The sequence below is a fragment of the Fulvivirga sp. genome, from assembly GCF_040220315.1.
GTDB lineage: Bacteria > Bacteroidota > Bacteroidia > Cytophagales > Cyclobacteriaceae > Fulvivirga.
Genome location: NZ_JAVJUY010000279.1, coordinates 1 through 12,808 on the forward strand (window position 1 = coordinate 1; position 12,808 = coordinate 12,808).

Sequence of the window (12,808 nt, forward strand, 5' to 3'; positions counted from 1 at the left end):
CTGCAGAAAAAATATCTACAATCGAACCAAGAGCATAACCTTTATGGCTCCCATGCTCCCGATCACCACCTAATGGCAATAAAGCACCGCCATCTTTTAATTCATTAGGGTTAGTGGATGCACTGCCATCTTTTTTCTGTACCCAGCCTAAGGGTGCTTCTTCATCTTTGCGTTGTAGAATTTCCAGTTTGCCATTAGCAGCAGTAGTTGTAGCTAAATCTGCAACAAAGGGAGGTTGTTTATCTGTAGGAATACTAACAGCGATTGGGTTGGTCCCAAGCATTCTTTCAGTAGCGTATGTTGGAGCAACTAATGGGCTGGCATTAGTCATGGCCATACCAATCATATCTCTTTCTAGTCCCATCATGGCGTGATAACCTGCTATCCCGAAATGGTTCGAATTTTTAACGCTCACCCAACCGGTACCAACTTTATCAGCTTTTTCCATGGCTATTTCCATAGCTTTTGGAGCCACTACCAAACCTAGACCTTTATCACCGTCAACAACTGCTGTACTAGGCGTTTCGTGTACTATTTTAATTTCAGGTTTGGGATTTACTCTATCTGTTTCCCATAGACGTACGTATCCAATTAACCGTGCCACACCATGAGAATCAATACCTCTTAAGTCAGCTTTTATTAGAACATTGGTTGCTAGATCAGCATCTGAATCGCTGCAGCCTATTGATAGGAATATTTTCTTGGTAAATTCTCTGAGTCGCTCAACAGGGATTATTTCTTCCATCTGAATTTAATTCATTAGCTCAGCCAGAGCACCCTCTTTTAAGGAGTATGTAGATACTCTAACACTTTCAAACTTATATTTTGATACTAGATAATTTATCAGGCACGAAGCTACGACAATCATATCAACTCGCATCTCAATCATACCTGGAATTTGCATTCGCTCATTTCTTGTTTTTCTTAAAAGTTGTTGATGTATTTGATGATAGGCAGATAACGTAAGTGGTAATTCCGGCTTGTTATCATCAAATGGCAGATTAACTTCCTTGCAATATATTTCACTTAATGTATCAAACGTGCCTGAAGAGCCTGCAAGAAGTTTGGGTTTATACGTTTTAAGTGCCGTAATCAATACACTAAGATTATGGTCAAAATAGTTTTCCAAAGCTTTTATTTCATTTATGTCTATTGGGTCTGATTTGTGAAAAAGCTCAACCAAACGCTGACCACCAATTTCAAAACTTCTTTGCCAACTAATCTCTTCATTATTGCCTACAATAAACTCTACACTACCACCTCCAATATCCATAACCAAAGTGGGAGTGCCATCTAAATTAAGCGCCAGGCTTACTCCTTTAAATATTAACTCTGCTTCCCTATCACCAGTAATAATGGAAACATCAATACCCGTATTTTTAAAAATGCTCTTTTTTATATCCTCACCGTTAGTAGCATTCCGGAATGCACTAGTAGCAAAAGCATGAACCTCTTCTATTTTTTCATTTCTAATTCGCTCACTAAATGAGCTGAGGGCCTCAATAGCCCTATCTTGCGCATCTGGCAGTATCGTTTGATTATTAATGCCACCAGCACCAATTTTTACAGCCTTTTTTATTCTTTCAATGATTCTAAAATTATTGCTTCCTAATTCGGCTATCATCAAATGAAAGGTGTTTGTACCACAATCGATTAGTGCAATTTTTTTCATTCAGTAATTATATCAGTTCACAATATAGCTGGGATTTATTAAAAAGCCTATCCGCTTATTGGCTCTCTTTTACTTATATTTGACGCTCTAATCAAATAAATCGATAACTACATGTCTGATAAAAGAGTCTATACATTACCTACAAAAGACGAAAAATATAAACTATTAGAAAGTAAAAATAACGAAGCTTTAAAAGGTGGCGGTGAAGCAAGAATAGAAGCTCAACACGGCAAGGGGAAGTTGACAGCAAGAGAACGTATTGATCTGTTGTTAGATGAGGGCTCGTTTGAAGAGATTGGAAAGTTTGTCATGCACCGTTGTAAAGATTTTGGCTTGGATAAGCAGTACTATTTAGGTGATGGTGTTGTGACTGGCTATGGAACGGTCAACGGTAGGTTGATCTATGTGTTCTCACAAGATTTTACTGTTTTCGGTGGTTCATTATCAGAAACGCATGCTGAGAAGATCGTTAAAATTATGGAGTTGGCCATGAAAAATGGTGCTCCATTAATCGGTTTAAACGATTCAGGAGGCGCAAGAATTCAGGAAGGTGTGGTTTCTTTAGGTGGTTACGCTGATATCTTTTATCGTAACACACGGGCTTCAGGCGTTATACCTCAGATTTCAGCTATTATGGGGCCATGTGCTGGAGGAGCAGTTTACTCACCCGCTATTACTGATTTCATTCTAATGGTAGAGAATACTTCCTACATGTTCGTAACAGGTCCGAACGTGGTTAAAACTGTTACTCAGGAGGATGTGTCGGCAGAAGAGTTGGGGGGAGCAAGCACTCACAGTACGAAAAGCGGTGTAACTCACTTTTCTTGTGCTAACGAAGTAGAATGTATTAATAATATAAAAGCACTATTGAGCTACATGCCACAAAACTGTGAGGATGATGCGCCAATGGTTGCGTATGAAAGTAAGGCTGATGAAAAAGTACCTTCCTTAAATAACATCATTCCAGATAATCCTAACCAGCCTTACGATATGCGTGAGGTTATTGAAGGCATTGTAGATGAAGATTCTTTCATGGAGGTCCATAAAAACTTTGCTGATAATATCGTTGTCGGTTTCGCGAGAATAGCAGGAAGGAGTATTGGTGTAGTAGGCAATCAACCTGCATCATTGGCAGGTGTATTAGATATTGACGCCAGTACAAAAGGAGCTCGATTTGTACGTTTTTGTGATTGTTTTAATATTCCATTATTAGTGTTGGAAGATGTACCCGGATTCTTACCAGGAACAGATCAGGAGTGGAATGCAATAATTACTAATGGAGCTAAATTGCTTTATGCTTTTAGTGAGGCAACTGTGCCAAGAATTACAGTAATTACAAGAAAGGCGTATGGTGGAGCATATGATGTAATGAACTCTAAACATATTGGGGCTGATATGAACTATGCTTGGCCAATGGCAGAAATAGCAGTTATGGGAGCAAAAGGAGCATCAGAGATTATTTTTAGAAAAGAAATTTCTGAGGCTAAAGATCCTGAGGCTAAACTTCAGGAAAAAGTAGATGATTACACTGAAATGTTTGCCAACCCATATAGAGCTGCGCATAGAGGGTATATCGATGAAGTTATCATGCCTGAAGATACAAGAGTAAAGCTTATCAAAGCATTTAAGATGCTTGAAAATAAGGTAGATACTTTACCTAAAAAGAAACACGGAAACATCCCATTGTAATAATGAATAAAGAGAGTAGAAAATTTTTAGATAAGTACTTAAACAATGCTTCACCTACTGGCTTTGAAAGTTCAGGTCAGGAAATATGGCTGGATTATATCAAACCTTATATCGATGAGCATTTTACTGACACTTATGGAACGGCAGTTGGGGTTATTAATCCTATCGCTAACTATAAAGTAGTTATTGAGGCTCATGCAGATGAGATATCCTGGTTTGTGAATTATATTACTGATGAAGGGTACATTTATGTGAGAAGAAATGGTGGCTCTGATCATCAGATTGCGCCTTCTAAACGAGTCAACATTCATACTAAAAAGGGTATTGTAAAAGGTGTTTTTGGCTGGCCTGCAATACATGTAAGAAGAGACAAGTCATCCGAAGAGCAACCAACGCTGAAAAACATTTTCGTGGATGTTGGGTGCAGTAGCAAAGAAGAAGTAGAAAAACTGGGCATTCATGTAGGTTGCGTAATGACGTTTGACGATGAATTAATTGACCTTAATAAAAACTATCTATCAGGGCGTGCTCTTGATAATAGAATTGGAGGGTTTATGATCGCTGAAGTTGCGAAAATGCTCCATGACAATAAAAAGAAGTTAGATTTCGGCCTTTATATTGTAAACGCAGTTCAAGAAGAAGTTGGACTACGTGGCGCTCAAATGATAGCGGAAAGGATAAATCCGAATGTAGCCATTGTAACAGATGTTTGCCATGATACATGCTCTCCCATGTATAATAAAATAGAAAGTGGCCACCAAAAGGCTGGTGATGGCCCTGTTTTAACGTATGGTCCAGCAGTGCACAATAATGTTTTGGATATGATCATTAATGTTGCAGAGAAGAATAAAATACCTTTTCAACGTGCAGCAGCGTCAAGAGCAACGGGTACGGATACAGATGCCTTTGCCTATTCAAATCAAGGAGTGGCATCAGCATTAATTTCGTTGCCGCTTAAATATATGCACACAACTGTTGAAACTGTACATAAAGAAGATGTTCAAAATGTTATAAAACTTATTTATTCTTTCTTATTAAAGATAAAAAAGGGGCATGATTTTCGCTATTTGAAGTAAAATCGAAATTTATTTTTGTAATTTCCTTACATTCAGCTATTTGAGGAGTTGTATTTTTTCAATTAGACAGAATGGTTTTGTAATTTTGCAACAACCTTTGACTAAACTTGTGAAGTGATGAAATTGATCAGAATTATATTTTTTATGGCTGTTTGTACAATGATGTTTAATACACAAGTGCAATCACAAAATCGTCCGGAGCACGAACTTCATGCGATGATGATATATAACTTTTTGAAGTACATACAATGGCCTGGAGATCAGAATGCTGGTGAATTTGTGATAGGAGTGCTAAAAGATGATAATGTATATAACACACTTAATACTTGGTATGGCAATAAAGAAAGAGGAGGCAAAAAATTTATTATCAAAAAATTTGAATCGGCTTCTGAAATTTCAGGATGTCAGTTGTTATATGTAGGTGAGAGTGGAAGTAATCAGTTTGAAGATGCTTTAAACAAGATTGGGACGAGTTCAACACTTACAGTAACTAATAGGAGAGGCTTAGGCGAAAAAGGCAGTTGCATTAATTTTAAAGTGTTAGATGGCAGGCTGAAATTTGAATTAAATCAGGCAGCCATGAGCAAAGCAAGCCTGAGAACTTCGAGTCAATTAACTGCAATGGCTATTTTAATATAAAAAAAACACACAGGATATAGAGCCATTCGTTATCTAGCGAATGGCTTTTTTATTGGTTATCATTTAGATAATAAAAATCAAAAATCTTAATTTTCTATTTATCGGCTATTAACTTAATGAAGAAAACGTCCATAATTTCGGCCAAAACTTTAGAAGAAAGCATGCGAGATGCGCCTTTTGCTGTTTGTTGGATGAATGAGGATGGCGAACTTATTGCAGTAAATAGAAAGTTTTGTGAATTGTCGGGTTATACTAGAGATGAACTAGCTTTAAAGAAAGTAACAGACATTCATCCCGATTTTTCCCTTAAAAGCTTTAAAACACATTTTACAAAACTGTCTTCAAACAATGAAGAAGCTTTTGACACTCCGTTGCTAGTAAGTTCAGGTGATGAAAAAGTCGTCCAGGTAATTCCCCGCATTTTTAAATCGGAAAAGGAAACGGTGTTATGTCATTATATGATTGATATTGAAAAACAACGAAGTGTAGAACAGGAGTTAATTGCTAATCAGGAAAGATGGAAAGTAGGTATGGAGATTCTAAACGAAGGAGTTTGGGATTGGAACATACAGGAAAAAAAGATATTCTTTAGTAATCAATTTGCAGAAAATTTAGGTTATGCCAGGAAAGACCTTCTAAATTTCTTAACTGATTGGAATGATTTTATTCACTCTGAAGATGCTACAAAGTACAGTATACGGTTGGCTGATCATTTAAAAGGGTTAACAAAAAAGTATGAATCAGAACACCGCCTTAAGAATAAATCAGGCCAATACCGATGGTTCAAAGACCGTGGAATGGTTATTGCCAGAGATGAAAATGGAAGAGCCACCAGAATGATAGGCAGTAGCTTAGATATAACTGACCGGCTTGAATTGGAGAATAAAGAAAAGGCATCCACAAAAAGGGCACTGGAGGACAGTCAGAATAAATTTCAGAATATTCTAAACTATTCCAATGATGCTATTATCATACTTGATGCCGTTTCGCAGTCTATAGCTGAGATAAACCCTAAGTGTGAAGAGACACTTGGCTACAAGAGTAAAGAAATTATTGGCAAAAAAATTTCCGACTATACTCCTTCTCAGCAAGATAAGATCAATAAATTTTTAGATTCAGTATTAAATAGTAAAAAAGGCTTATCCACTCAGTTTGTTTTGCAATGCAAAAATGGAGAGTCCATTTCAGCGGAGGTATCAGCTTCACACTATGCTGTTAATGAAAAACAAGGTATAATCTTAGTGGTTCAACCAATATCACAACAAAAGCATATTGAGAGTATTATCAACAAATTAGTGGAAGAAGCCCTTTCTAAATCTAAAATGGATTTTATTCCAAACTTTATTAGAATGATGGCCGAATACCTAAATGTTTCGATAGTAGGAATATCACAGGTTATCGATAATGTGCAAGATGAACTTGAGATAGTAAGTTTATGGAACAAAGATCATTTTGAAGATAATTATACCTACAAGGTGGTTGGCTCACCAGCTGAAAAGGTGCTTACTGATGGAACCACCTATTATAGAAAAGGAATAGCGGAGGCGTTTCCTAAAGATGCATTCCTAACAGCTAACAATTCCCAGGGATATTTGGGGGTGCCCATTATAGATAGTTTAAAAAAAACTATAGGTCATCTATTTATTATCGATTCAAAAGAACTGGAGCGAGAATCATGGGTGGAATCCCTTTTGCTGATTGGAGCCAATCGTATGGGCCTAGAAATTGAGCGTAAAAGAGTAGAAGATGAGTTGAAAGAGCGGTTAGAGTTAGAGGGACTTGTCTCGGATATTTCTGCTGAATTCATTAATGCTAATGAAAAAACAATTAGGGAATCAATAGATTGGGCATTACGCAAGGTGGGTGAGCATGTACATGCTGACAGGTCTTATATTTTTAAGCTGAGCGATGATGGTAAATATGGTACTACAACTGCTGAATGGGTTAAAAGGGGTGTAATGCCGTTGAAATCGGATTTTCAGAAAGTTTTAAGGGAAGACTATCCATGGCCTTTTGATTTGCTGGATTCAAAGCGAATGCTCCTCATATCAGATATTGATGAGCAAACTGATGAAATAGGAGACTTTCGAAAGATTTTTGAACAGTATGGTATCAAGTCGATGTTGAATATGCCCATGGTTGTAGGAAATAGGGTATATGGCTATATGGGTTTTGACGCTCAACAGAAAAATAATTGGTCTATCAATGACATCATTTTATTAAAGCTAGTTGCTGAAGTAGTAGTTAATACAATTGAACGAGTAACAATAGAGAAAAGCTTGCGGCAAATAAATGACAACCTGGAAAAGGAAGTAAAAGATAGAACACAAAAGCTTGAGAATGCGCTGGAAGAGGTAAAAGATTTAAGGGATAAATTGGAGGCTGAAAATATTTATTTAAAGGAAGAAATAGGCTCCGTTAATACGACCGAAAACATTATTAGTCAGGATAAGAACTTTAAGCGTGTTTTGGTAGATATGGAGCACGTAGCAAAAACATCTTCAACCGTATTAATCCTCGGTGAAACCGGTACGGGTAAGGAAGTAATTTCAAAGGCAATACATAGCTTGAGTGACAGAAAGGATAAGCCATTAATAAAAATAAATTGTGCAGCATTACCAGCAACTTTAATTGAAAGTGAATTATTTGGGCATGAAAAGGGGGCGTTTACCGGGGCAGTTGCAGCTAAGCAAGGTAGATTTGAGTTAGCAGATGGCGGCACACTTTTTTTGGATGAGGTTGGCGAAATGCCTATTGAGTTGCAGCCAAAACTTTTAAGGGCTTTACAAGAGGGTGAATTTGAAAGGCTTGGAGGTACTAAAACTGTTAAAGTAGATGTTAGGTTAATCGCTGCCACTAATCGCGACCTTGAAAAAGCCGTGGAGGAGGGTACGTTCAGATCAGATTTATTCTACAGGCTGAATGTATTTCCGCTTTTTATACCGGCACTAAGGGAAAGAAAGAGTGATATTCGATTGCTAGTTAATCATTTCGTGCAGCGATATAACCAAAAGTTGGGGAAAGAAGTAAACAAAATCCCACAGAGTGTTATTACACAATTAGAGAAGTACAATTGGCCAGGCAATGTTCGCGAACTTGAAAACATAATAGAGCGTGCTGTTATTATTAGTCCCTCTAATCAATTGAAGCTAGGCGACTGGTTTCTTTCAGGAACCAAATCTGCACAGCAAGAAGATAAATTTGAAACTCTGGAGAAGTTTGAAAGAAACTATATAATAAAAGTGTTACATCATACTAATTGGAAAATTAGTGGACCAGGAGGTGCTGCAGAGTTGCTAGCGCTCAAGCCTACAACGCTCGAAAGCCGAATTAAAAAATTGAACATCTTACGCCCATAATTCACGAAATATCGTGAAAATCACGAAATAACGTGACTCAATACAGTAATTAAGCTTTTCCTGTTTGCTTCAAATGGCCTTTTTTGTGCTTTAAACTCAGTTTTTAATTATAATTTATTTTTTGGCACTTCCTTTGTAATGTGGAGAGCATTGTCCAACTAGTTTATTAAAAAAAAATGAAAAAATTACAAATAACATTTGCATTAACACTATTACTCGTCGCTTCATTAACTGGCCAAGCCGGTAGCGATCGTCCTGTTCATGAGATTCACTCAATGATGATTTATAACTTCATCAAATACATACAGTGGCCAGGATATGATTCTTCACAAGACTTCGTTATTGGTGTTATTGGTGATGATAACGTATATAGCACCTTAACTACCTGGTACGATGGTAAGGTTAGAGGCGATAAGAAATACGCAGTTAAGAAATTTAGCTCAGTGAATGATATTACAGGATGCCATATTATCTATGTAGGTAAAAACGAAGGAAAATCTTTTGAGAGTATTCAAAGAAAACTTGCTGGTTACCCAACATTAACTATTACAGATGCTCCTGGATTGGGCCAAAAGGGTAGTGCAATCAATTTCAGAACAGTAAATAACAAATTAGTATTTGAGCTTAATCAAAAAACAGTTGATAAAGCCAATTTAAAAGTGAGTGGGCAGTTAGCTGCAATGGCAATCCTTATATAAGTAAAAAGTACTTATTAGATATTTTAATCCGGTGTTAGGCACCTTTTGAATGCCAAAATAATGACGATAGATTATCTAGAGGGTTTGTCCTTTACAGGACTCGAGGGAGAAGATATGTTTCAGTCAATTGTTGAGAAATCCAACGATATTATATTAATCACAGACGATGAATATGTGATTAAATACATCAATGGATCAGTGAGAAGGATATTAGGAACAAGGCCGGAAGAGGCCTTAGGTAAAAGTTTATTTGAATTTATTAATCCCGAGAAACAATCCTCGTTAAGGGAGTTTGTTAGCAAGAGAAATTATAAGAAAGAAAATAAACTGACAGAAATTTGTTTATTGGCAAAAAAGGGAGGTACGCGCTACTTTGATGTAACAATTTCTAATCTGTTAAAAAATGAAGAAGTAGAGGGGTTAGTAATAACACTACATGACATTACTGACAGAAAAGTTGCAGAAGAGAAACTTAGAAAAGCAAACAATGAGCTAGACCAGTTCATCTATAAAACTTCTCATGATTTGAGAGCGCCATTATTGTCAGCCCTTGGTCTTGTAGACCTGGCCAGTCAAGATCCTGAGAAGGATAAGCATGATTACCTGGGGATGATTAGGAAGAGTTTATTGAAACTCGACCATTTTATAGAAGACATAAACAGTTTTTACAGAAACGAGAAACTAGCTATTCGAAATGAAAGAATTGACTTTGAAGAAATCATTAAAGAAGAGCTTGATCAGCTCACTAATTTTTACAATGCTGATCATGTTACTGTTACTTACAACATAAACCGGATTGCGGATTTATACTCTGATTCAGTTCGAGTAAAAACAATTTTGACAAATGTTATTTCCAATGCTTTTAAATACAGCGATAAAGGAAAGCAGGAGTCTTACTTAAAAATAAATATTCAGGTTACGCCTGATGAATGTAATATTAAGGTTGAAGATAATGGTATCGGTATCAGACAGCAGTACCTTAATTATATCTTCGATATCTTTTACAGGGCAGATGAAAATGCCAAAGGATCTGGTTTGGGGTTATATATTGTAAAAGATACAGTTGATAAACTTGGTGGACAAATAAGGGTGCAGTCTGAGTATGGTAAAGGAACTTCCTTTACCATATCGATACCTAACTTTTTGAATACCGAAGTCCACGCCCGAGCATTTTCATTAAACTAATTTTTTAATTCTTATTGTCTCGGCTAGCTTTGAATAGATGGCTGAGAAACAACTTTTTAAAGACCAAATGGGGTTTGAGGTTGATATACCTCGTTTCCCAAAGCGGGTAATTTCTTTAGTTCCATCCCAAACAGAATTATTGTTTGATTTAGGTCTGGGTAATCAGATTGCAGGGCTAACAAAATTCTGTATCCACCCTTCAGCTCGGGTAAAATCAAAGCCAATAATTGGTGGTACCAAAAAGTTTCGATTTGATGAAATAGATAAAATTCAACCTGATCTTATTATTGGGAATAAAGAAGAAAATTATGAATCCGGCATCAATGAGCTAAAGCAAAAGTATCCTGTTTGGATGAGCGACATTTATGATTTGAATGATGCGCTTGACATGATAACTTCCATAGGTCAGATATTCAACATTGAGTCTAAATCAACTGAATTACAAAACGCAGTTCAAGTCTCATTCAACGAGCTGTCTGGATTTAAAAAACTGTCTTCACTTTATTTCATTTGGAATAGTCCTAAGATGGTTGCCGGCAAAGGTACTTTCATTGATAAAATGTTACAGAGAGCTGGTTTTGAAAACTTAATTTCTGAAAGCAGATACCCAGAATACAGTGAGGATGATTTAAGTAAATTAAAACCACAGGTTGTGCTGCTTTCATCGGAACCTTATCCTTTTAAAGAGAAACATTTATCTGAGTTTAAGCAGCTCTTTCCATGTGCAACAATCATAATTGTTGACGGAGAGTTATTCTCATGGTATGGCAGCCGGTTATTAAAATCAGCCGCTTATTTTAAGCAGTTGCGAGCTAAACTAGACCCACTTTTCTAAAATCATCCCAATAGCCAGGGTAGGACTTATTGACAACCGAAGGGTCTTTTATTTCAACCTCTCCGAGTAAACAAAGTGGAGCAAAAGCCATGGCCATTCTGTGATCTTCATAAGTATCAATCATTAACTTATTCCAACTTGGATTTTTGGCAGGTTGCAATTCCCATTGATTTCTGGTTTCGGAAAGGGTTGCGCCAATCTTTTTTAACTCTACTTGCAGCGCTTTTACTCTATCGGTCTCCTTAATTTTAAGGCTTTCTAATCCTGTAAATTTTGCACGAATACCTTTAGCGGCACAAACAACAGCAACAGTTTGCGCAAGGTCGGGACAATGTGTGAAGTCATATTCGAAAGATGGATTATGCCTTGATTTTGTAAGAAGTGCGCCTTCCTGATTGAAAATTGTTTTCACACCTAATTCATTCATTATTTCAACTATCACACTATCGCCCTGTATAGCCTTTGGTTTTAAATTGCTTAATGTGATGCTTGAGTTTTTACTGAGTGCAACCAGACTATACCAATAGCTGGCAGCAGACCAATCTGGTTCTATTGAATAAGTTGCATCTTTATAGTTCTGATGCCCGATGGATATCTGGTTTCCATTAAACGCTCCTTTTACCCCATAATGCTGCATAACAGAAAGTGTCATATCAATATATGGACGACTGCCAATTTTGCCCTCTAAATAAATGTTCAAGCCATTTTTTAGCTGAGGGGCAATCATCATAAGTGCAGAGATATATTGGCTGCTCACATCACCTCGAATATTAATTTCTTTAACTCCTATATCTTTAAAACCTTCAATTTTTATTGGTGGATAGCCTTCTTTTTCAAGATAGCTTATTTGCGCTCCGATACTCTTTAACGAATCTACAAGAATTCCTATTGGTCGCTCTTTCATTCTTGTTGTGCCAGTAATTGTTTTATGTTGGTTTGTAACGGCAAGAAAGGCCGTAAGAAAGCGCATCGTTGTGCCTGCATCAAGAACATCCAATACACTTGATTCTGATTTTAAGAGGCGAATCATCGTTTGAGTATCTCTGGCTTCAGAAAGGTTTGTTATCTCAGATTTTCCTTTAGCCAATGCATGAATAATTAATGCTCTGTTGGAAATACTCTTGGAAGCAGGGAGTTGAATAATTTTTGGCGCAAAATTTGACGCTAATGGAAGCAAGATACTTTCTCCACTCATAATATACCTTCTATGTGAAGAGAACAATTATAGAGGAAAAAACGTATATAACAGTATATAAACAAACTATTTGTCTTTAGTATAATATAAGATTGAAAATGAAAACAGGTAAAAAATTGGCTTTGTTATTTGGTTTGGCTACTGGTGCTGCAGTTGCCTTTATGGCTTTTGGGAAACCCGGTAAAAAAGTAAGAAGTTCTGTAGTAAAAAAAGCATCTGAATTAGATAAAAAAGGTAAGAAAGACCTTTACGATGAGTCAGATGTTAACTACACTTGATTTAAGTAGGTTAAAGCCTCAAATGTCTCTTTTTTAGAGACCTCGCAATCAAATGTTGCTTCTCCAATAGTCTTTAGTAATACAGCTAAGACTTTGGAGTCGTTATTTTTTTTGTCTTGCGCCATTAATTCCCAAAGCACCTCATAATCTGATTCAGCAATATTTTTGAGTGAGTAATTTCT

General features: G+C 36.7%; 12 protein-coding genes. 8 read left to right on the forward strand and 4 right to left on the reverse strand.

The genetic code is table 11. The features are described from left to right. Together RLO81_RS14030 and RLO81_RS14035 are read right to left on the reverse strand one after the other, a co-directional pair. On the reverse strand, positions 1-745 hold a 745-nt coding region (locus RLO81_RS14030; protein WP_350112789.1), incomplete at its 3' end, for an Ldh family oxidoreductase. Between the two features lie 6 nt (positions 746-751). After that, positions 752-1,672 carry a Ppx/GppA phosphatase family protein gene (locus RLO81_RS14035; RefSeq protein ID WP_350112792.1) on the reverse strand — a complete coding sequence of 307 codons (921 nt, stop codon included), beginning with the start codon at positions 1,670-1,672 and terminating at the stop codon, positions 752-754. A gap of 111 nt (positions 1,673-1,783) precedes the next feature. On the opposite strand from RLO81_RS14035, the gene RLO81_RS14040 reads away from it, so the two are divergent. The 7 genes from RLO81_RS14040 (at position 1,784) to RLO81_RS14070 (ending at position 11,153) form a co-directional block, all read left to right on the forward strand. Beyond that, positions 1,784-3,361, forward strand: a complete 1,578-nt coding sequence (locus RLO81_RS14040) for an acyl-CoA carboxylase subunit beta (RefSeq protein WP_350112795.1) — start codon at positions 1,784-1,786, stop codon at positions 3,359-3,361. A gap of 2 nt (positions 3,362-3,363) precedes the next feature. Beyond that, entirely contained in the window at positions 3,364-4,437 is a 1,074-nt protein-coding gene (locus RLO81_RS14045; RefSeq protein WP_350112798.1) for a M42 family metallopeptidase, read from the forward strand. A 117-nt stretch (positions 4,438-4,554) separates the two neighbouring features. Next, positions 4,555-5,076 (forward strand): YfiR family protein, encoded by a 522-nt coding sequence (locus tag RLO81_RS14050; RefSeq protein ID WP_350112801.1) that lies wholly within the window; start codon positions 4,555-4,557, stop codon positions 5,074-5,076. A gap of 116 nt (positions 5,077-5,192) precedes the next feature. Next, entirely contained in the window at positions 5,193-8,435 is a 3,243-nt protein-coding gene (locus RLO81_RS14055; protein WP_350112803.1) for a sigma 54-interacting transcriptional regulator, read from the forward strand. Between the two features lie 176 nt (positions 8,436-8,611). Continuing rightward, complete coding sequence (locus RLO81_RS14060; protein WP_350112806.1) at positions 8,612-9,133, forward strand: YfiR family protein; 522 nt, start codon at positions 8,612-8,614, stop codon at positions 9,131-9,133. A 60-nt stretch (positions 9,134-9,193) separates the two neighbouring features. Further along, complete coding sequence (locus tag RLO81_RS14065; protein ID WP_350112809.1) at positions 9,194-10,318, forward strand: PAS domain-containing sensor histidine kinase; 1,125 nt, start codon at positions 9,194-9,196, stop codon at positions 10,316-10,318. Positions 10,319-10,355: 37 nt separating this feature from the next. Further along, positions 10,356-11,153, forward strand: a complete 798-nt coding sequence (locus RLO81_RS14070) for an ABC transporter substrate-binding protein (RefSeq protein ID WP_350112812.1) — start codon at positions 10,356-10,358, stop codon at positions 11,151-11,153. Here RLO81_RS14070 and RLO81_RS14075 read toward each other — a convergent pair. After that, positions 11,131-12,348, reverse strand: a complete 1,218-nt coding sequence (locus RLO81_RS14075; protein ID WP_350112814.1) for a 3-phosphoshikimate 1-carboxyvinyltransferase — start codon at positions 12,346-12,348, stop codon at positions 11,131-11,133. The two genes, RLO81_RS14070 and RLO81_RS14075, sit on opposite strands and share 23 nt — an antisense overlap. Positions 12,349-12,446: 98 nt before the next feature. Here RLO81_RS14075 and RLO81_RS14080 point away from each other — a divergent pair, with 98 nt between their 5' ends. Continuing rightward, on the forward strand, positions 12,447-12,626 hold the full coding sequence (locus RLO81_RS14080) for a hypothetical protein (RefSeq protein ID WP_350112817.1): 180 nt from the start codon (positions 12,447-12,449) through the stop codon (positions 12,624-12,626). Here the strand turns inward: RLO81_RS14080 and RLO81_RS14085 are convergent. Further along, on the reverse strand, positions 12,617-12,808 hold a 192-nt coding region (locus RLO81_RS14085; protein ID WP_350112819.1), incomplete at its 5' end, for a hypothetical protein. The genes RLO81_RS14080 and RLO81_RS14085 overlap by 10 nt on opposite strands.

Bases quoted from the DNA above. Each gene is read 5' to 3' on its own strand.
- RLO81_RS14035 (WP_350112792.1), bottom strand. From the start codon at position 1,672: ATGAAAAAAATTGCACTAATCGATTGTGGTACAAACACCTTTCATTTG.
- RLO81_RS14040 (WP_350112795.1), top strand. From the start codon at position 1,784: ATGTCTGATAAAAGAGTCTATACATTACCTACAAAAGACGAAAAATAT.
- RLO81_RS14045 (WP_350112798.1), top strand. From the start codon at position 3,364: ATGAATAAAGAGAGTAGAAAATTTTTAGATAAGTACTTAAACAATGCT.
- RLO81_RS14050 (WP_350112801.1), top strand. From the start codon at position 4,555: ATGAAATTGATCAGAATTATATTTTTTATGGCTGTTTGTACAATGATG.
- RLO81_RS14055 (WP_350112803.1), top strand. From the start codon at position 5,193: ATGAAGAAAACGTCCATAATTTCGGCCAAAACTTTAGAAGAAAGCATG.
- RLO81_RS14060 (WP_350112806.1), top strand. From the start codon at position 8,612: ATGAAAAAATTACAAATAACATTTGCATTAACACTATTACTCGTCGCT.
- RLO81_RS14065 (WP_350112809.1), top strand. From the start codon at position 9,194: ATGACGATAGATTATCTAGAGGGTTTGTCCTTTACAGGACTCGAGGGA.
- RLO81_RS14070 (WP_350112812.1), top strand. From the start codon at position 10,356: ATGGCTGAGAAACAACTTTTTAAAGACCAAATGGGGTTTGAGGTTGAT.
- RLO81_RS14075 (WP_350112814.1), bottom strand. From the start codon at position 12,348: ATGAGTGGAGAAAGTATCTTGCTTCCATTAGCGTCAAATTTTGCGCCA.
- RLO81_RS14080 (WP_350112817.1), top strand. From the start codon at position 12,447: ATGAAAACAGGTAAAAAATTGGCTTTGTTATTTGGTTTGGCTACTGGT.